This is a genomic window from Maribacter litoralis (assembly GCF_902506355.1).
Classification (GTDB): Bacteria; Bacteroidota; Bacteroidia; order Flavobacteriales; family Flavobacteriaceae; genus Maribacter; species Maribacter litoralis.
This window is the reverse complement of the sequence record NZ_LR733271.1, coordinates 1,508,163-1,526,577: the sequence shown is the minus strand read 5'-3', so window position 1 is coordinate 1,526,577 and position 18,415 is coordinate 1,508,163. Positions and strand designations below refer to the sequence as shown.

Annotated in this window: 13 protein-coding genes; 4 read left to right on the top strand and 9 right to left on the bottom strand. The window is 37.0% G+C overall.

The window, feature by feature from the left end; translation table 11 throughout:
- Window positions 1–5: 5 nt before the first annotated feature.
- Window positions 6–1,346, bottom strand: a complete 1,341-nt coding sequence (locus EXIGUO8A_RS06375; protein ID WP_159302450.1) for a sugar porter family MFS transporter — start codon at window positions 1,344–1,346, stop codon at window positions 6–8.
- Between the two features lie 115 nt (window positions 1,347–1,461).
- On the opposite strand from EXIGUO8A_RS06375, the gene EXIGUO8A_RS06370 reads away from it, so the two are divergent.
- Window positions 1,462–2,172: an SDR family oxidoreductase gene (locus EXIGUO8A_RS06370; RefSeq protein ID WP_116771427.1), complete on the top strand. Its 711-nt coding sequence runs from the start codon at window positions 1,462–1,464 to the stop codon at window positions 2,170–2,172.
- A gap of 2 nt (window positions 2,173–2,174) precedes the next feature.
- On the opposite strand, the gene EXIGUO8A_RS06365 is transcribed toward EXIGUO8A_RS06370, so the two are convergent.
- From EXIGUO8A_RS06365 to EXIGUO8A_RS06350, 4 genes are all read right to left on the bottom strand, one after another.
- Window positions 2,175–4,916, bottom strand: coding sequence for a PD-(D/E)XK nuclease family protein (locus tag EXIGUO8A_RS06365; RefSeq protein ID WP_159302449.1), 2,742 nt, complete (start codon window positions 4,914–4,916; stop codon window positions 2,175–2,177).
- Between the two features lie 72 nt (window positions 4,917–4,988).
- On the bottom strand, window positions 4,989–6,332 hold the full coding sequence (locus EXIGUO8A_RS06360) for an OmpA family protein (protein WP_116771425.1): 1,344 nt from the start codon (window positions 6,330–6,332) through the stop codon (window positions 4,989–4,991).
- 113 nt (window positions 6,333–6,445) lie between these two features.
- Complete coding sequence (gene kbl / locus EXIGUO8A_RS06355) at window positions 6,446–7,639, bottom strand: glycine C-acetyltransferase (protein ID WP_159302448.1); 1,194 nt, start codon at window positions 7,637–7,639, stop codon at window positions 6,446–6,448.
- A gap of 7 nt (window positions 7,640–7,646) precedes the next feature.
- The gene (locus EXIGUO8A_RS06350; RefSeq protein WP_159302447.1) at window positions 7,647–10,742 is read right to left on the bottom strand and encodes a UvrD-helicase domain-containing protein; all 3,096 of its coding nucleotides are present in this window, start codon (window positions 10,740–10,742) and stop codon (window positions 7,647–7,649) included.
- Window positions 10,743–10,861: 119 nt separating this feature from the next.
- Here EXIGUO8A_RS06350 and EXIGUO8A_RS06345 point away from each other — a divergent pair, with 119 nt between their 5' ends.
- Window positions 10,862–11,470, top strand: coding sequence for a superoxide dismutase (locus EXIGUO8A_RS06345; RefSeq protein WP_116771422.1), 609 nt, complete (start codon window positions 10,862–10,864; stop codon window positions 11,468–11,470).
- A gap of 863 nt (window positions 11,471–12,333) precedes the next feature.
- On the opposite strand, the gene EXIGUO8A_RS06340 is transcribed toward EXIGUO8A_RS06345, so the two are convergent.
- The 4 genes from EXIGUO8A_RS06340 to purN form a co-directional block, all read right to left on the bottom strand.
- Window positions 12,334–14,232: an amidophosphoribosyltransferase gene (locus tag EXIGUO8A_RS06340; protein WP_116771421.1), complete on the bottom strand. Its 1,899-nt coding sequence runs from the start codon at window positions 14,230–14,232 to the stop codon at window positions 12,334–12,336.
- Window positions 14,233–14,278: 46 nt separating this feature from the next.
- Window positions 14,279–15,205, bottom strand: a complete 927-nt coding sequence (locus tag EXIGUO8A_RS06335) for a PfkB family carbohydrate kinase (RefSeq protein ID WP_116771420.1) — start codon at window positions 15,203–15,205, stop codon at window positions 14,279–14,281.
- Window positions 15,206–15,319: 114 nt separating this feature from the next.
- Entirely contained in the window at window positions 15,320–15,955 is a 636-nt protein-coding gene (locus EXIGUO8A_RS06330) for a ribonuclease H1 domain-containing protein (protein WP_116771419.1), read from the bottom strand.
- Window positions 15,955–16,530 carry a phosphoribosylglycinamide formyltransferase gene (gene purN, locus EXIGUO8A_RS06325; RefSeq protein WP_159302446.1) on the bottom strand — a complete coding sequence of 192 codons (576 nt, stop codon included), beginning with the start codon at window positions 16,528–16,530 and terminating at the stop codon, window positions 15,955–15,957. Before purN ends, EXIGUO8A_RS06330 begins: the two co-directional genes overlap by 1 nt.
- 289 nt (window positions 16,531–16,819) lie before the next feature.
- Between purN and EXIGUO8A_RS06320 the strand changes: the two genes are divergently transcribed.
- Window positions 16,820–17,053: an acyl carrier protein gene (locus EXIGUO8A_RS06320; protein ID WP_008269813.1), complete on the top strand. Its 234-nt coding sequence runs from the start codon at window positions 16,820–16,822 to the stop codon at window positions 17,051–17,053.
- Between the two features lie 107 nt (window positions 17,054–17,160).
- Window positions 17,161–18,411, top strand: coding sequence for a beta-ketoacyl-ACP synthase II (gene fabF / locus EXIGUO8A_RS06315; protein ID WP_116771417.1), 1,251 nt, complete (start codon window positions 17,161–17,163; stop codon window positions 18,409–18,411).
- Window positions 18,412–18,415 lie beyond the last annotated feature (4 nt).

The following is an 18,415-nucleotide window of genomic DNA, read 5'->3' as shown; positions in this document are numbered from 1 at the left end:
TGAGCTTATTCCTTCACCAGTTCCTTACTCAATTCCTCTAAAGAAACCCCTTTGGTTTCCGGCATTTTGGTAAGTGCCCAAATAAGCTGCAATACCATCATAGCACAGAAGAAGTAGTAGATATACCATACTTGGTCTTTTAATACTCCCTCGGTTGCATCCAAGAAAAACGGAGTGATCAATGTAATCATCGCTGCAAAAACCCAGTGCACGCTTACTCCCCAAGATTGCCCATATGCACGAACACTGTTCGGGAATATCTCTGAGATAAACACCCAGATTACGGCACCTTGCCCAATGGCATGAGAAGCAACAAAAGTACAGATAAAGGTTAGTGTTAGGGTAGACCCTAAATCCATCTGAAAACAGAGTCCCACCATTACCAAACTTATAATATAGCCAATAGACCCTATAATGATCAGTTGTCGTCTTCCTAACTTATCCAATAAACGAATACCAATAAATGTAAAGACAAGATTGACAATACCAATGGCGATGGAATTGAATAGTGATTCTTTGCCACCCAGTCCTGCTTGTTCTAAAATTTCGGGTGCGTAGTACAGAACAAAATTTATACCCGATAGCTGATTGAAAAAAGCGATAAAGAAAGCCAGCCACAACACTTTAGAATATTTCTTTTGAAAAAGGCTTTCACTTTGTGTGTTGTGCTTTAAGTCGGTTTTTATCTCTAGAAGTTGTTGTTCCGCTTTTTCTTTGGAGTGAATGATCTCCAATATTTTCAATGCACCTACATCGTCCTTTTTGTGCAAAGCCAACCATCTGGGGCTTTTAGGAACGGTAAATACCATGGCGGTATAAATAAAGGCGGGTATAGCTTCTATACCAAGCATCCAACGCCAGTCGTTCGCTCCGTCAAATCCTTTTAATAACCAATTGGAAACAAAAGCGATCAGAATACCGAATACCAACCAGAATTGGTAGAGTCCGCCAAGCTTTCCACGATTTTCTTTTGAGGTAATTTCGGAGATATAAATAGGAGCGGCAACAGAAGAGATACCCACACCAACGCCACCAATAAATCGAAATAATGAGAACGAGTAGGGGTCTTGTGCCAAGGCAGAGCCAAGGGCAGAAACCAAAAACAAGATACCTACCCATAACAACGTTGTTTTACGCCCTAAATTTTTAGTGGGAATGCCACCAAAGAGAGAGCCGATTACGGTTCCCCAGAGTGCCATACTCATGATAAAGGTACCATGAAATAAAGGTGATGTGTTCCAAATTTGTTTAATAGGTTCATTGGCACCGCTGATGACCACGGTATCAAAACCAAATAAAAATCCTGCTAGGGCCACGGTAATGGACCATACGATAATTCTGTTCATTGTTGAGTATTAAGTTGTAGTTAAATATAATCAATGAAAACCGTTAAATCTTAATCTTTACGAACAAGAAAAAAATGAAAGAATTGGTAACTTGTGATAATTTAAAAATTGAACGATGAAAGATTTGAAAAATAAAGTAGCCTACATTACAGGAGGCACCAAGGGTATTGGATTTGCCGTAGCACAAACACTATTGGATCAAGGTATGAAAGTTGCCGTTAGCGGTAGGTCTCAAGAAAGTGTGGATAAGGCTTTAAAGGATTTTGACAACGATGCAGTTTTAGGAGTTGTTTCTAACGTAGCTAAAATTGCTGATGAAAAGGATGCGGTAGCCAAGATTATTGATAAGTGGGGACAGCTAGATGTTGTTTTGGCAAATGCCGGTGTAGGTAATTTTGCACCCGTAGACGAGATGACAGATGAGCAATGGCATCAAATGATAGATACCAACTTAAGCGGAGCGTTTCACTCTCTAAAAGCATCTGTAGAAGCCTTGAAAAAGTCGAAAGGATATTATATCACCTTGGCGAGTTTGGCGGGTACTAATTTCTTTGCAAAAGGAGCTGGGTACAATGCCTCTAAATTTGGTGTAGTTGGATTTACACAAGCGGCAATGTTAGATTTAAGACAGTATGATATTAAGGTGTCGACCATAATGCCAGGATCGGTATCTACCCAATTTAATAACAACGAACCGGGAGATAAAGATGCATGGAAAATACAACCGGAAGATATTGGCGAATTGGTATTAGATCTATTAAAAATGAACGAAAGAACCTTACCTAGTAAAATAGAGGTAAGGCCAACAAGACCGGATAAGAAGTAGTATTACACTTCTTTCTCTGTAAATGGAAGGTCGGCATTACAGATTTCTGTAATCAACTGACCAAGTATCTGCTCGAAATCTAAAATTACCTCGTTGTTTATGATGTGATTTTTAGGTCCTCGGGCAGATTCTTTTTGTGCGAAAAGCAAGGTGCCATCTGCAAAATTCTTCAATGAGATAATACCGGCTTGTATAGATAGGTTTTCTGCGGGATGGGTTTTGAAAAACATCAATGCGTAGCACAGTAATTGAAAAGCCTTACTAAACTGATATTCTTCGGTGAGCACGTCCCAATCCATTAGTTCAACATTACGGCGCTCTACTTTTCCTGTTTTATAATCTATGATACGGGTAATGCCATCAAATTCATCAACACGATCTAGTTTACCTTTTAAGATTATAGGAAAATCTAAGCCAGGAACTTCCAAGGGCACGGATAGCGATTGTTCAAGCGCAATAATTTTAATCCTATGGTCTTTTAATGCCGTTACTTCAGCATCAATAAAGGTTTGTATGTATTTTAAGATTACATGAAAAGAAATATAGTTTTTGCCTGAACTTATGTTTCCTTCCTTATATGTTTTCTCAAAATTTCGGGCAACCGAAGAAGTTACATTTTTACGAATATCGTTTAACAAATCTTCGGTAAGGGTTTTGCCGACCAGTGGAGTGTATAGTTCTTCTAAACTATCATGAACAATGGTGCCAAAGGTATTAGGGGCCAAGGTTTCTTCCACCTGCATAACCTCGTTGATGTTCAATAGGTTCTGCTTGTAAAAATCAATAGGGTTTCTAATGTAATTACTCAATGAACTTGGTGAGAACCCTTTTCTAGCTTTCTCCTGGATAAGAGCTACTAAGCTTTTTGTCTTTTCAACCTGTTCTATTTCTTTGGAAATGGGTTGTATTGTCGGTGTGGCTATCACCGATTTTATGTCGGTTCTATTGTCATCGGTAAGTAGTTGGGTTATTAACCTACTACGTTCACCACCTTCTAGAGCATCGGGTTCTGTATTGTAAAGTATATATACGTTTTTTGCACGTTGTAAAAGACGATAGAAGTGGTAGGTATACACGGCGTCTTTCTCTTTGTAAGTTGGTAATCCGTTTTTTGTTTTTAAGTCGAACGGAATAAAGGAGTTATTGGATTTCCCCGATGGTAAAACACCTTCGTTTACAGAGGTGATAATAATCGTTTCAAAATCTAACAGCCTGCTTTCCAACATACCCATAATCTGTATTCCTTCAATTGGGTTCCCTTGAAAATCTAAGGTTTCTGAGCTCAGTAATTGTTTAAAAAGGTGCTTGAGACTTTTTAGATTATTGATATAGGTAAAGTTGTTACAAAGGTCTTTTAACTGATTGAACAATGTAAAGAATTTATATAGCTGTTCTAGTAATAATGGATTTTGTTTAACCGCTTCAATGCTTCTCATGGAAGATATTAGGGCTAGAAAATTCTCAATCAATCTATTTGGATCGTTCTTAATGTCTTCAAACAATAGAGAGACCGTGGCATTTTTAGGTAATAGCGTACTGATTTGATCATTGTTGATATAGCTCCAATTATTCAGCTTTATTTTTGATATCAATTGGTTGGTAGAGACATCATTGGCTTCGAACAACAATACTGCATAAGAATGGGTCAACAGATTCAACAGGTGTTTGTAAAACCAACCCTTATCGGTTTTTTGTTCATGAAATTCAATGAGGTTGATAAAAAAACTGGCTAATGTGGTCGATTCCAGTTTTTGCCCCATGGTTATATTCGTCGCCGGAATACTTTCAGGAATAGAGTTTAGCAGTGGATTCAATAATTCTTCATTACCCAAAACTATAGCGGCATTACGTAATGTTTCTGGTGCGTTGTTCTGTATGTTATTTAGAATATCGCCAACGTAATTTACTTGAGATACGTTTTTTGGAACCCCAATAATTTCAATGTGCTTTTCTGTATTGTAGTAATTGGTGAGTCCGGCAAGGGGTTTGTCTTTTAAAACTTTCCATGTTTTTTGATACTGACGTATAAAGTAACCCGCATCGTGAATATTGTCTTTTAGAAAGTAAGGATCAATATCCCAATATATAGCTGCATTGGTCTGTTCAAGTATGGTTTGTATAAGAATACTTTCAGCAGTATTCAGGGCATTAAAACCTAAAAAAATATGTTGTTTGTTAGCGGAAGCTATATAGTTGTTAAGCTCAGAAACCGAAGTTTTGTAAATAAGACCTTGATGCCCTAGTCCCTGCTTTAGTAAGTTATCGCTGAATTTGTTATAGATAGCTTCAAGGTGTCGCCAAAAATGAAGATAGTTTTCTATCATTTCAGAGTTATCACTATTTACAGACCAGTGATTTACTTCTTGTATGGCAGCTACGTTTTGGTATAGACTATTGGCATCTACCAAATAACGGTCTACTTCGTTAAAATCCTGCAAAAGGATCTGTCCCCATTTTAAAAAAGAATCGAACGATTCTTTATCATAATCACCAACGTTGAGGTAGGCATTATAAAGCTCAAACAGTTGCGTTGTGGTATTGGCGGTAACAAGATTGGATACTTTCTCGATAAAATCTTCAATACTGTAGATTTCAGGGGCAAGTATTGTTTTGGTCAAAGAACTGGAGAGTGCTTTCTTAAGAAAGACACCAGCTCTTTTACTGGGTAAGATAAAAATTGTTTTTCCTAGGTCGGAGTTATTTTTTAAAACATCCTGTACTACATCTTGTATAAAGCTCTGCATTGTGTAAAAATAAAAAAGCTCCGCAATATTGCGGAGCTTTTATTTTATTAAAACACTTAGGTTTATTTATACTTATTTTACTAAGTTAATTTCTACCCTTCTGTTTTGAGTTCTACCAGCTCTTGTGTTGTTAGTAGCGATAGGCTTAGACTCACCGTATCCAACAGCAGATAATCTAAACTCTTCGATTCCTTTGTCAACTAAGAATTCTTTTACAGAAAGAGCTCTTGACTCAGAAAGACTTTGGTTTAATTTTTCGCTACCTACGCTATCAGTGTGACCTTCAACAGTAAACTTAGCGTTAGGGTATTCTTTAAGGATAGTGATAATGTCAACCATTACTGAAGTAGACTCAGCTTTGATAGAAGATTTACCAGTATCGAATAAGATAGTTCTAGCGTAATCGTTTAATTGCTTCTGAACTTCTTCAGTTACTTCAGGACAACCAGCGTTAGCTACTGTACCAGCAACCTCAGGACATTGATCATCTTTGTCTAATACACCGTCACCGTCAGTATCAGGCCATGGGCAACCTTTGTTTTCAGCAGGACCTGCTTCAGAAGGACAAGCGTCATCTTTATCAGCAACACCGTCACCGTCAGCATCTGGACAACCAGCTAAAGCGGCAACACCAGCTTCGTTAGGACAAGCGTCATCTTTATCGGCTACACCGTCACCATCAGCATCTGGGCAACCGTTCATTTCTTTAGAACCAGCTTCGTTAGGACAAGCATCTTTGCTATCTTCGATACCATCACCGTCAGAATCAGGACAACCGTTGAATGCTTCAAGACCAGCAACTTCTGGACAAGCATCATCTTTATCGTAGATACCGTCACCGTCAGTGTCAGTACCACCAAACTTAACTGAAATACCAGCTAAATGTTGGAAATGAGGAGCTAAGTAATCTTCGAAAGCATGCTTGTAAGAAGATTGTAAAGTAAGACCTAAGTTCTCAGAGAACCAGATGTTAAGACCAATACCACCGTTTGCAGTACCAGCACCGATTTCATCGATCCAAGTATAACCACCACCTATTTCGATGAATGGATCAAGAACAGTTTGTCTTTTTATGATATCATATTTAATTGTACCATCTATAGCGTAGTGAGAAAGATCGTCAACACTAACGTCACCTAATTTGCTAATTTTGTTAAGAGAACCTCTTGCTCCAACAGAGAAACCGTCTCCTATTGACTTAGATACTCCTACATAAGAAATAGAAGGTAAGATATTCCAGTGATCGTTTGCATTGAAGAATTCATTACCGAAAGAACTTACATCCGAAGTTGGATATACGTCAATGGCATTAACCCCAAATTGCACTTGCCAAGGGTTATTCTCGTCTTGCGCTTGTATGTTGTTGATACCTACTACAAGTAGTACAACAACCAATAATTTGCTAAGATGTTTCATGTTCAAATTTTTAAGTTTAAGTGTTTATTAGCTGCAAATGTAACTTGTTAAATATTATTAACAAAATCAATTTCCTATTTTTTTTAATGCGTTTAATAGATTAAATAGTGCATTTAAACGATTTTTAGTTCTTTCCCTACCTCTGTAAAAGCGGCGATGGCAGCGTCTAAATGTTCTTGAGAATGCGCGGCAGAAAGTTGTACTCTAATTCTCGCCTTACCTTTTGGAACTACAGGGTAGAAAAACCCGATAACATAAATGCCTTTTTCAAGTAACTTATTTGCCATGTCTTGTGATAATTTTGCATCGTACAACATTACAGGTACAATTGCCGAATCGCCATCAACTATGTCGAAACCTGCCGCTATCATGCCTTTTTTAAAGTATGCAGTATTTTCCTGCAACTTATCTCGTAGCGTTGTGTCGTTTTCAAGCATATCAAAAACCTTTATAGATGCCCCAACGATGGCCGGTGCCAAAGAATTGGAGAACAAATATGGTCTTGAGCGTTGTCTTAATAGGGTTATGATTTCTTTTTTACCCGTAGTATAACCACCCATGGCACCGCCCAAGGCTTTACCTAGGGTACCGGTAATTATGTCAATACGTCCCATTACCCCTTTTTCTTCAAGGGTTCCTCTTCCTTTTTCGCCTATGAAACCTGTTGCGTGACATTCGTCTATCATAACTAAGGCATCATATTTATCCGCTAGGTCACAGATTTTATCCAACGGTGCAACGATACCGTCCATAGAGAATACGCCATCAGTAACTATGATCTTGAAACGTGCACCATCTTCGTTCGCTTTAATCAATTGCGCTTCTAGATCGGCCATGTCGCTATTTGCATATCTATAGCGTTTAGCTTTGCACAAACGTACTCCGTCAATAATAGAAGCATGGTTTAACGAATCTGATATAATGGCATCTTCTGCAGTAAGCAAAGGCTCAAACACTCCGCCATTGGCATCAAATGCAGCAGCATACAGAATAGTGTCTTCGGTACCGTAGAAGTGAGCTATTTTTTGCTCAAGTTCTTTATGGATGTCTTGTGTACCGCAAATGAACCGTACTGACGACATACCAAACCCGTGGGTGTCCATGGCATCTTTTGCCGCTTGAATAACATCTGGGTGAGATGATAGTCCTAAATAGTTATTGGCACAGAAGTTGATCACCTCTTGCCCGGTATTTATTTTGATGACCGCATCTTGTGGAGAAACAATTATTCTTTCCTCTTTAAAGAGTCCGTCATTCTTAATATTCTCAATTTCTTGCTGTAAATGTTCTTTGATTTTTCCGTACATATTACTTCTATATATAATCTAGTTCTATTTCGGTATTAATATACACAATGATCTTGTGATCGATCGTGTAGCCCATATTTGAAAAACATTGGGCATAAGTATTCACCTGGTGGTGATATTTTTTATTGCGTTCACCGGTCTTGTAATCTAAAATGGTGGCATGGTTGTCTATGAGTACAACCCTATCCGGTCTTTGGGTAGATCCATCAGGCATCAATAGATCACGTTCGTTCAAAACTTCTATTCCCTGGGTGTAAAATTGAGACAAATCTTTATGATAGATGACCTTTTTTACAACTTCCTTTATCTCATTAACCTCTTGTTCTTTGATCAAACCCTTTTGTAAAGCAAGTTGCATTGCCCTTTCAAGATCGCTATCCAAATAAATGGCACTAAGTATAAAGTGAATTACATTACCTTGGTTAATGGCAACATCAAGACCTTCGTCCCAAAGTGTTCCTGCCAAAGCGAGTATTTTAAAATCTGCCCTATCTTTATTGGTATATATATAAGGTATGGTCAATTGATCCTGCTCTATTTCCTTTTTGGCACTGTTTAGGCTGAACGTACCGAAATCATAAGACAACTTATTTTGTTCGTAAGCACCAATACTTTTGAGGAAATGAATAAAGAGACCGGAGTAATAGTTGGTATTATGTTCTCCTTTTTTGTCTAGCTTGTTTTCGCTGATAATGAATAGTGCTTTTACCGCTCTGGTTAAAACAACATACAATAGGTTGTAAGCATCTAGCTGTAATTTTTGGTGATCAAGGGAATATAATAAAGCTTCTGTTTCTCCATATTCTTGTACTTCTTGTTTTTTATTGATGAGTACTTCGGAAAAACCAAGGAATTCTTCTTTATCAACCGGAAGCCACAGTTTGGGATCGATTTCTTCAAATATGTTTGAATTTGCATAAGGGAAGATTACCACCGGAAACTCCAATCCTTTAGATTTATGGATGGTCATTATCTGTACCGATTCAATGTTTTCGGGTGTACTGATGCTTGCCGAATTGCCCTTTTTGTCCCAATAGTCCAAAAACGACTGCATATCTGAACCATACTTTTGCTCTACATCAAAAACCAAATCCATAAAGGCGGTTAAATGGGCATCGGAGACAGGTATAAGATCAAAACTTTTAATGGCATACGACAGTCCGTCGTACACAGAGGTTTGCCTTAACCTTATGGGCTCAAAACGGTATTCGTTAAAAAAATGCTCTTGGAGGTTACCTAAATTTTCATAGATATAGGCATGCTTGTCGGCTTTGTCTTGCGATAGAAAATTAAGTAGTTCGTATTGAATTTCCAATTCTGTGGGCTGCACCAAATGCCTAATAAGCTGTACTAAAAAATTGACCTTGTTGCTTTCGCTTAACAATAAGGAATCTGAAGATACAACGGGTATTTGATGCTTCATGAGGTGATCGGCAAGCAATAGTCCGTGTTTCTTTTTTCGAATGATAATACAAATATCATTATAGGTGTAACCTTGTGCTATACATTTTTGAATGGTTGCCAAAGTGTTTTCGGCATAAAGCTCATCGTCGCCCTCTTCTAATAGTGATATATGAACATAACCACCTTCTTTATGGTTGATTTCCTGTTGATTACCGATTCTAAAAAAATCTTGATAAACCTCATTCTCTAAAAACGGACTTATACTTTGAAAGAAGTTGTTGTTGAAATTAATGACTTCGGCATAACTTCTATAGTTTTTTGGCAAGGTAACCAAGTCTGAGGGTACGGTAAATGGGTGTGTTTTATGTGTTGCCAATTCTAAAAATTGCTCGGCCTTACCACCACGCCATCTGTAAATAGCTTGTTTGGGATCACCAACAAGAAAAAGGGAACCGGTATTGCCCAACTCATCTTCACCCTCCATCGCATTCCCAATAAGCGGTATTAAATTTTCCCACTGCATTTGGGAGGTGTCTTGAAATTCATCAATAAAATAATGACGGTATTTTTCTCCAAGGCGCTCATAAATAAAGGGAGCGGGTTGGTCTTTGACCTCTTTTGCGATAAGGGTATTAAATTCTGATATGGATAATTGGTCTTTCTCCTCTTGAATAATTTTCAATTCTTTTTGAATAGCGTTCAAAAGGGCAAAAGGCACAATGTTTCTGTTGATGTTGGCGAACAAGCCCCTTTTGTAAATATGCCTTTTAATGTTCTGGTAATATGTTAACAATTGTGGCGCTAAATCTATTGGAGCATCTTTTACCGATGCCTTTAAGATTTTGCCTTCGAGTAAATTGTCTTCTAACTTATTGTTGTATAACTGGGTCGGTGTAAAATTACCGGCGGCAATTTTTTTAAAATGATTGGGTAAAGTCTCCCTTGGAAAATCTTTAAAATCCAATCCAGAATTCGTAATAACCTCTAGGGATGTCGTTGCAAGTTCTACAATTCTTTTTTCTATGCTTTTGGTTTGTTTTTTAAGGTGATTTTGCAATTTTAGAAAATCGCCTAGAATAATATGCTGTAGGCTCTTTAAATGCTCGGCATTGTTTTCATCAAAAATAAGTTTACCAATTTTTAGTAGATCAAAACCAATATCCCAACTTCTATCATCTTCAATTTTTTCAAGAGCAAAAACTAAAAGTACTTTAGTAAATTCAGGGTCTTCACCGGCTTTACCGATTACGCGTTCTACAGCCTCTTGTAAAAGCAAATCAACATCTAAAACCACTTCAAAATTTTGAGGAATTTTTAGATCCTTTGCAAATGTTCTAATAAGTCGGTGGGTAAACTTATCTATGGTAGAAATATCAAAAAAGGCGTAATTATGTAAAATTTGCTTTAATCGTAATTTGCTTAAAGCGGGCAATTCTTCAAAAGTATAATCGGTTTCATTGAGTATATCTATGAACAATGGTGCTGCATTGTCAATAGATGTAGTTTTAGAAAATTCGAAAAGGCTGTTGAGAATACGGTGTTTCATTTCATTTACCGCTTTGTTGGTAAATGTGATAGCCAATATTTTTCTAAAATTTTGTGGAGAAGCCAGTATGATTTTTAAGTATACCTTGGCAAGAGCATACGTTTTGCCAGATCCGGCAGAAGCATTATATATGGTAAAAGGATTATTGGACACTGATTTTTACTGCAAATTAAGGATTACTGTGTAGTTCTTAACAAATTATTACGTGAATATAAATGTTAAAATCCGTAACTTTGAAATACAATTAATATAAATCTAAAAACACATAAATTATGGCTTTTGAATTACCAAAATTGCCTTACGCGTATGATGCTCTTGAGCCTCATATAGATGCAAGGACGATGGAAATACATCATACAAAACATCATAACGGATATACAACGAAGTTAAATGCTGCTATTGAAGGTACCGATCTTGAAGGAAAATCAATAGAGGATATTTTAGGAGGTTTGGATATGAGTAATGGTGCGGTTAGAAATAACGGTGGTGGTTTTTACAATCACTCATTATTCTGGACAATCTTATCACCTAACGGTGGCGGAAAACCAACTGGAGAATTAGCGGAAGCTATTGATGCTGCTTTTGGTTCTTTTGAAGAGTTTAAAAGTAAATTTACTTCAGCTGCAGGAACTAGATTTGGTTCTGGTTGGGCATGGTTATGTGTTCATAAAGGTGGTAAAGTAGAAGTATGTTCTACACCAAATCAAGACAACCCTTTAATGCCAGGAGTAGAATGTGGAGGGCAACCAATCTTAGGATTAGATGTTTGGGAACATGCATATTACCTAAATTATCAAAACAAGAGACCAGATTATATAGAGGCATTTTTCAATATAATCAATTGGGATGAAGTTTCTAAGCTTTACGCTGATAACAAATAAGAAAGAGTAGAAATATTCTTAACTAACTTGTAGGAAACCACTTATGAAATATTCATGGGTGGTTTTTTTGGTTTTAAAATAGAAAAGGGCGGAGAAGTCTCCACCCTTTTCGTCCCAAATCTTACCATAAACTTAACCTACTTATGCTATGGCGATACTAAATTACTGGTATTGAGTAAATAAAAAAAGGATTTTTAATAAAAAAATTCACTTTTATTTAAGGTAAGTAAGAATTCTACTAGTGAATTATATGGTATAACAGTCTGAAAGTAAACCTGGTTGACCTAAAATAAAAAGACGGAGCATAGCCCCGTCTTTTCCCCAAATCTTACCATGAACTTAACCTACTTATGCTATGGTTCTGTAAATATATAGGTGAGTGGTATTCTATAAAAAGCTATTCGTTGTACGTCACAAACTTAGGTTGTACTACTAGAATTAAAAAATTAGAAAGCTTTTGTGGTATCGAGAGTTTAGAAATAGACGTAAAATAAAAAGACGGAGCAATGCTCCGCCTTTTTCCCCAAATCTTACCATGAACTTAACCTACTTATGCTATGGTTCTGTAAATGTAATGGTGTAATGTATAATTGAAAATTGTAATGGTTAAACGTACCGTTAAAACGTTAAAGGGGGCTTTGTGCAGAATTGTATTACAAAATATACTATCGTGAAATCTATAAAATAAAAAAGGTGGAGAAGTCTCCACCTTTTTTGCCCCAAATCTTACCATGAACTTAACCTACTTATGCTATGGTAGCTTTAAAAGTAAACAGGGTTAAGTCAAAACGACCATCCAGTCGTTAAAATGCTATATTCGTCGATGAACTACACAAAAAGTGTGCATTTCATCGAATTATTATTTAATAAGCACGTTCATTATTTCCTTCGTAGAAGTTAATGAATGCTCTGTTAACCACTCTGTTTCCGCCTGGTGTTGGGTAGTTACCGGTAAAATACCAATCGCCCAAATTCTTTGGACAGGCCTCATGAAGGCTTGAAATAGTTTGGTATATAATCGAAACTTCAGCATTGATCCCTTCTGGACTTAAAAGTTCCCCTGTTTTTTTAGAAATTTCTTTAGCGGTAAACGGAGCATAGAATTCTTTTACATAGTTAATGACATCTTTATCTCGGCTCTCCACTTGTGTTAAACACTTTTTATAGATTTCTTCTACCACATGCATTGTATTATTATCCTGGTGTAAGGCCAATGCAGCTCTAAAGGCTATAAAATCTTCTAGCTTGGCCATGTCAATACCATAACAATCGGGATACCTAATTTGCGGTGCAGATGATACCACTATTATTTTCTTGGGAGACAAACGGTCTAATATTCTAAGAATACTCTTTTTTAAGGTTGTACCTCTTACAATACTATCATCTATAATTACAAGGTTGTCACCTTTTTTTACAGATCCATACGATATATCATAAACGTGTGCCACTAGATCATCTCTACTACTATCTTGAGTAATAAAAGTTCTAAGCTTAGCATCTTTAATGGCAACTTTTTCAATTCTTGGACGTACCTCTAGTATTTCATGAAGTTGTTCTCCGGTTATTCCTGTGCCTAAAGCCAATATTTGCTCCTCCTTTTTCTTGTTTAGGTAATTTTGTGCCTCTTTTACCATACCGTAAAAAGAAGTTTCTGCCGTATTTGGAATATAAGAGAAAACGGTGTTTTTGATATCCTCGTTTATAGATTCCAATATCTGCGGGAATACTAATTTACCCAAGGCTTTACGTTCTTGGTAAATTTCTTTATCGCTGCCTCTGGAAAAATAGATGCGTTCAAAAGAACAGGCTTTACGTTCTTTTGGTTCTTGAATTTGGTGTATGGCGCTAGAACCGTTCTTTTTAATGATGATCGCTGCACCAGGGTCTAATTCTTTTACCTCATCGTATGGTACATTGAATACCGTTTGTATGGCAGGCCTTTCAGAGGCTACAACAACAACTTCATCATCCCTGTAATAATATGCAGGTCTTATACCGCTTGGATCTCTTAGAACAAAGGCATCACCATGACCTAATAAACCGGCCATAGCATAACCGCCGTCAAAATTCTTTGCTGCTCTTTTTAATATTTTGTACACCTTTAAGCGTTCTGCAATAAGAGGCGAAGCTTGCTGTTTGGTGTATCCTTCTTTTTTGATCTGCTTATAAAGCTTGGCAACTGCATCATCAAGAAAATGACCAATTTTCTCCATCACCGTTACGGTGTCGGCCATTTCTTTTGGATGTTGACCTAACTGAACCAAATTGTCAAAAAGCTCATGAACATTGGTCATGTTAAAATTACCGGCAACAATTAAGTTACGGTGCATCCAGTTATTCTGTCTTAAAAACGGATGAACGCTCTCAATACTATTTTTACCAAAGGTACCATAGCGAACATGCCCTAAAAGCAGTTCTCCTATATATGGTATATGTTTCTTTTGTAATGCAACATCATGCTCATATTCCGGATGTTCTTTCATCTCGGTATTGATACGATCATTTATCTGTGCAAAAATGTCTTGTATTGGCTGTTGTTGGCAAGAACGAACACGGCTCATGTAGCGTTCCCCCGCCTTTACATCTAATTTAATACTGGCAAAACCTGCACCATCTTGACCACGGTTGTGCTGCTTTTCCATCATTAGGTACATTTTATTTACACCATAAAATGCTGTTCCATACTTTTCCTTGTAATACTCTAAAGGTTTTAACAACCGTATTACAGAAATACCACACTCATGCTTAATTGCGTCACTCATTGTTTTTGGTATTAAAAAAACCCCAAAATATTTTGGGGCTAGGGGATTATTGTAATTCTATGTCAAACTGCGTCAATTTTTTAAACTGATGCAGTCTTTCTCTAATTTCTTTTCGATCTAATTGCAGCATTCTTTCGGCTCCAAATTTCTCTACACTAAAGGATGCCAAGTTAGAACCGTGTATGATCGCTTTTTTCATATTCTCAAAAGAGCTATCTGCGCTTGCTGCCAAATAACCTGCAAAACCACCGGCAAAAGTGTCTCCTGCACCCGTTGGGTCAAATACTTCTTCCAGCGGTAGGGCCGGTGCAAAAAAGATTTGATCTTCATTGAACAATAGGGCGCCGTGCTCTCCTTTTTTGATCACTACATACTTCGGGCCCATGGTGAAAATCTTTTGTGCCGCTTTTACCAAAGAATACTCGCCGGTCAATTGTCTGGCTTCCTCATCATTAATTGTTATGACATCTATATGTCGAATAACATTCGTTAAATCTTCTAAAGCATTGTCCATCCAAAAATTCATGGTATCCAAAATGATAAGTTTTGGTCGCTTTTTCATCTGGTTAATTACACCCATTTGTACAATAGGGTGAAGATTACCAAGCATAACCACATCTGCATCATTATAGTTTTCTGGAACAACAGGGTTAAAATCCTCTAACGTATTCAACTCGGTAACTAAAGTGTCTCTTGTATTTAAATCGTTATGGTATTTACCTTTCCAAAAGAAGGTTTTGCCACCTTTAACTATTTCCAAGGCAGAAATATCAATGCCACGATCGGTCAATAAGTCTAAATATTCTTTAGGCATGTCGTCGCCTACGATAGAAATGATAGCAGAATCAACATCAAATTGAGATGCTGCTAAGCCAATATAGGTAGCTGCGCCGCCCAATATTTTATCCGTTTTACCAAAAGGAGTTTCTATTGCATCAAAAGCGACAGTTCCTACTATTAAAAGCTTGCCCATAAAAGTGAAAAAATTTAAGCTGCAAATATACGATTTTGAAAAGCTAATTAAAATGGTTTATCGAATACAAATTGCAATAGTTATTAAAGGCGAATTGTTGATATAAAAAGCCGTTTATTTCCTACCGAAATCTGCAGGAATTTCTCCCCATGCTTTTGTTTCCCATTTAACGATAATGGTGTTATATTCATTTTTGTTCAACCAATCTACAGCTCTATCAATAAATTCGAAAAGTGTTTTGTTCTTTGCATTTGGGGCAAGTTTGGTATTGCACTTTTTTTTACGCACCCAACTCATGGCAGTTCTAGAATCTGTATAAATAATACGATCGCTATTATGTTTTTTGAGAAAAGCTAAACCATGAACAATGGCTAAAAATTCACCAATATTATTAGTTCCATTTGGAAAAGGACCTTGTTTAAATAATTTCTTGCCTGTTTTTGTATCTACTCCTTGGTATTCCATAATACCAGGATTGCCACTAGATGCGGCATCAACAGAAATGGAATGATAATTAGGTTGTCCTATTTTTAATAGCTCTTGTTTAGATAAGGTAGGAGCCGATTTTTTCTTTCCTTTAAAATCTGCGTAAGAGCCGTCATAAGCTTTTTTGGCAACATCAAAAGATTCAAAAGACTTGTACTCAGCGCCGGCATAACCGTCTATAGATTTTTTACAATCTTTCCATGACTCGTATATACCTGGTTTTTTTCCTTTCCAAACAACATAGAATTTTTTCTTTTTAGCCATTACTGTTTTGATAATAGTTCGTCTATGACCTTTGGAAAAAATTCATATTCCAACACGTGTACTTTTGAGGCGATGTCCTCAGCGGAATCTTTTGGGTTGACAACGGTTTTTACCTGTTGTATTATAGCGCCCTCATCATAATGCGCATTTACATAGTGTATAGTAATACCGGTTTCGGTCTCTTTAGCCTCTTTGATCGCTTTATGAACATTCATGCCGTACATGCCTTTGCCTCCGTATTTTGGTAGCAGGGCCGGGTGTATGTTTATAATTTGATTTGGAAATGCATTGGTGATGGCTTCAGGAATTTTCCATAGAAATCCTGCCAACACTATAAGGTCTGGTTCTAAAGAACGTAACAGGTTTAAGATAAAATCGCTCTTTGCAAATGCTTGTCGGTTAAAAAATAAGGCGTTGATTTCAAGTCTATTGCACCGATCAATGACTTTGGCATCGCTTTTGTTAGTTAATACACAGCATATAGTAACATCTTTGCGAAGCTTAAAATAGTTGGCGATGTTTTCTACATTAGATCCTGAACCTGAGGCAAAAAGAATAATTTTCTTGGTTTTCAATAGAAATGGTCTTTATAAGAGAGCGAACAATGAAATTAAGTTTGGCAAATAAAGCAAATTTAAAGCTTGTCAGTACTTAGAAAAAAACGATTACACATTATAGTTCTAAAATCTCACTACTTTTCAATACCTTTTATCAACGTTACCGAAACAAAATATTAATACGGTAAAATTACAGCACGTGTCTTTAATTTTATTAAATTACAATACATTTTAACGACAATTAGTGTATTTAAACCAAAGTTTTTTATTTTTGCCTTCAATTTAAATTTTTAAAACAAATATTATTATGTCAGACATTGCATCAAGAGTTAAAGCTATCATCGTTGATAAATTAGGAGTTGATGAGAACGAAGTGGTAACCGAGGCTAGCTTTACTAACGATTTAGGCGCAGATTCATTAGACACAGTAGAGTTGATAATGGAGTTCGAAAAAGAATTTGATATCCAAATTCCAGACGATCAAGCTGAGAATATCGCAACTGTTGGTCAAGCCATCAGCTATATAGAAGAAGCTAAGTAAAACATGTTTTCTTAAATAGAATTCAAATTATCCATGTGGTAAATGCTCCGCATGGATAATTTTTTTTAATTTACGCTTGGTTTAGATTTAAACAAATACAAAGTTAAATGCAGTTAAAGCGAGTTGTAGTTACAGGTTTGGGGGCACTTACCCCAATTGGTAATAATATTGAAGAGTATTGGGATGCATTGGTCAACGGTAAAAGTGGATCAGCGCCCATCACCTATTATGATACGGAAAAATTCAAGGTTAAATTCGCTTGTGAGCTTAAGAATTACAAGACCGAAGACCACTTTGATAGAAAGGAAGGCCGTAAGCTAGATAGATTTGCACAGTACGCACTTGTATCTTCAGATGAGGCTATTCGTGATTCTAAATTAGATTTAGAGAAAATAGATAAATTTCGTGTAGGCGTTATTTGGGGTGCAGGAATTGGAGGTTTGGAAACTTTTCAAAACGAGGTAATGAATTTTGCCAATGGTGATGGTACACCAAGGTTCAATCCGTTCTTTATTCCAAAAATGATTGCCGATATAGCACCGGGTAACATATCTATAAAACATGGTTTTATGGGGCCTAACTATACCACGGTATCAGCTTGTGCATCATCTGCGAATGCAATGATAGATGCCTTGAACTATATACGATTAGGTCATTGCGATGTAATTGTAACAGGTGGTAGTGAAGCAGCGGTAACCATTGCAGGTATGGGTGGTTTTGGAGCAATGCACGCATTATCCACAAGAAATGATAGTCCTGAAACGGCTTCAAGGCCTTTTGATGCTACCAGAGATGGTTTCGTATTAGGAGAGGGAGCAGGGGCATTGGTTCTTGAAGAATATGAACATGCAGTTGCACGTGGAGCAAAAATATATGCAGAAGTTGCCGGTGGCGGTATGTCTAGTGATGCTTACCATATGACCGCACCACACCCAGAAGGTATTGGGGTGGTACGAGTTATGGAAAACTGTCTAAGAGATGCAGGTTTGTCTATTGAAGATGTAGATGCTATAAATACGCACGGTACTTCGACACCATTAGGAGATGTTGCCGAGCTAAAGGCGATTACCCAAGTATTTGGGGAGCATGCCAAAGACATCAACATTAATTCAACAAAATCTATGACCGGGCACTTATTGGGTGCAGCAGGTGCCATTGAAGCAATTGCATCTATTCTGGCGATGGAAAATGGTATGGTTCCACCAACAATAAACCATACTACGGTAGATGAAAATATTGATCCTAGTTTAAACCTTACATTGAACAAAGCGCAAAAACGAGATGTAAAAGTTGCTATGAGCAACACATTTGGTTTTGGCGGGCACAATGCATGTGTGGTTTTTAAGAAAATCGATTAATTAA

Coding starts and splice junctions, on each gene's coding strand:
- EXIGUO8A_RS06375 (WP_159302450.1), bottom strand. CDS start 1,346: ATGAACAGAATTATCGTATGGTCCATTACCGTGGCCCTAGCAGGATTT.
- EXIGUO8A_RS06370 (WP_116771427.1), top strand. CDS start 1,462: ATGAAAGATTTGAAAAATAAAGTAGCCTACATTACAGGAGGCACCAAG.
- EXIGUO8A_RS06365 (WP_159302449.1), bottom strand. CDS start 4,916: ATGCAGAGCTTTATACAAGATGTAGTACAGGATGTTTTAAAAAATAAC.
- EXIGUO8A_RS06360 (WP_116771425.1), bottom strand. CDS start 6,332: ATGAAACATCTTAGCAAATTATTGGTTGTTGTACTACTTGTAGTAGGT.
- kbl (WP_159302448.1), bottom strand. CDS start 7,639: ATGTACGGAAAAATCAAAGAACATTTACAGCAAGAAATTGAGAATATT.
- EXIGUO8A_RS06345 (WP_116771422.1), top strand. CDS start 10,862: ATGGCTTTTGAATTACCAAAATTGCCTTACGCGTATGATGCTCTTGAG.
- EXIGUO8A_RS06340 (WP_116771421.1), bottom strand. CDS start 14,232: ATGAGTGACGCAATTAAGCATGAGTGTGGTATTTCTGTAATACGGTTG.
- EXIGUO8A_RS06335 (WP_116771420.1), bottom strand. CDS start 15,205: ATGGGCAAGCTTTTAATAGTAGGAACTGTCGCTTTTGATGCAATAGAA.
- EXIGUO8A_RS06330 (WP_116771419.1), bottom strand. CDS start 15,955: ATGGCTAAAAAGAAAAAATTCTATGTTGTTTGGAAAGGAAAAAAACCA.
- EXIGUO8A_RS06320 (WP_008269813.1), top strand. CDS start 16,820: ATGTCAGACATTGCATCAAGAGTTAAAGCTATCATCGTTGATAAATTA.
- fabF (WP_116771417.1), top strand. CDS start 17,161: ATGCAGTTAAAGCGAGTTGTAGTTACAGGTTTGGGGGCACTTACCCCA.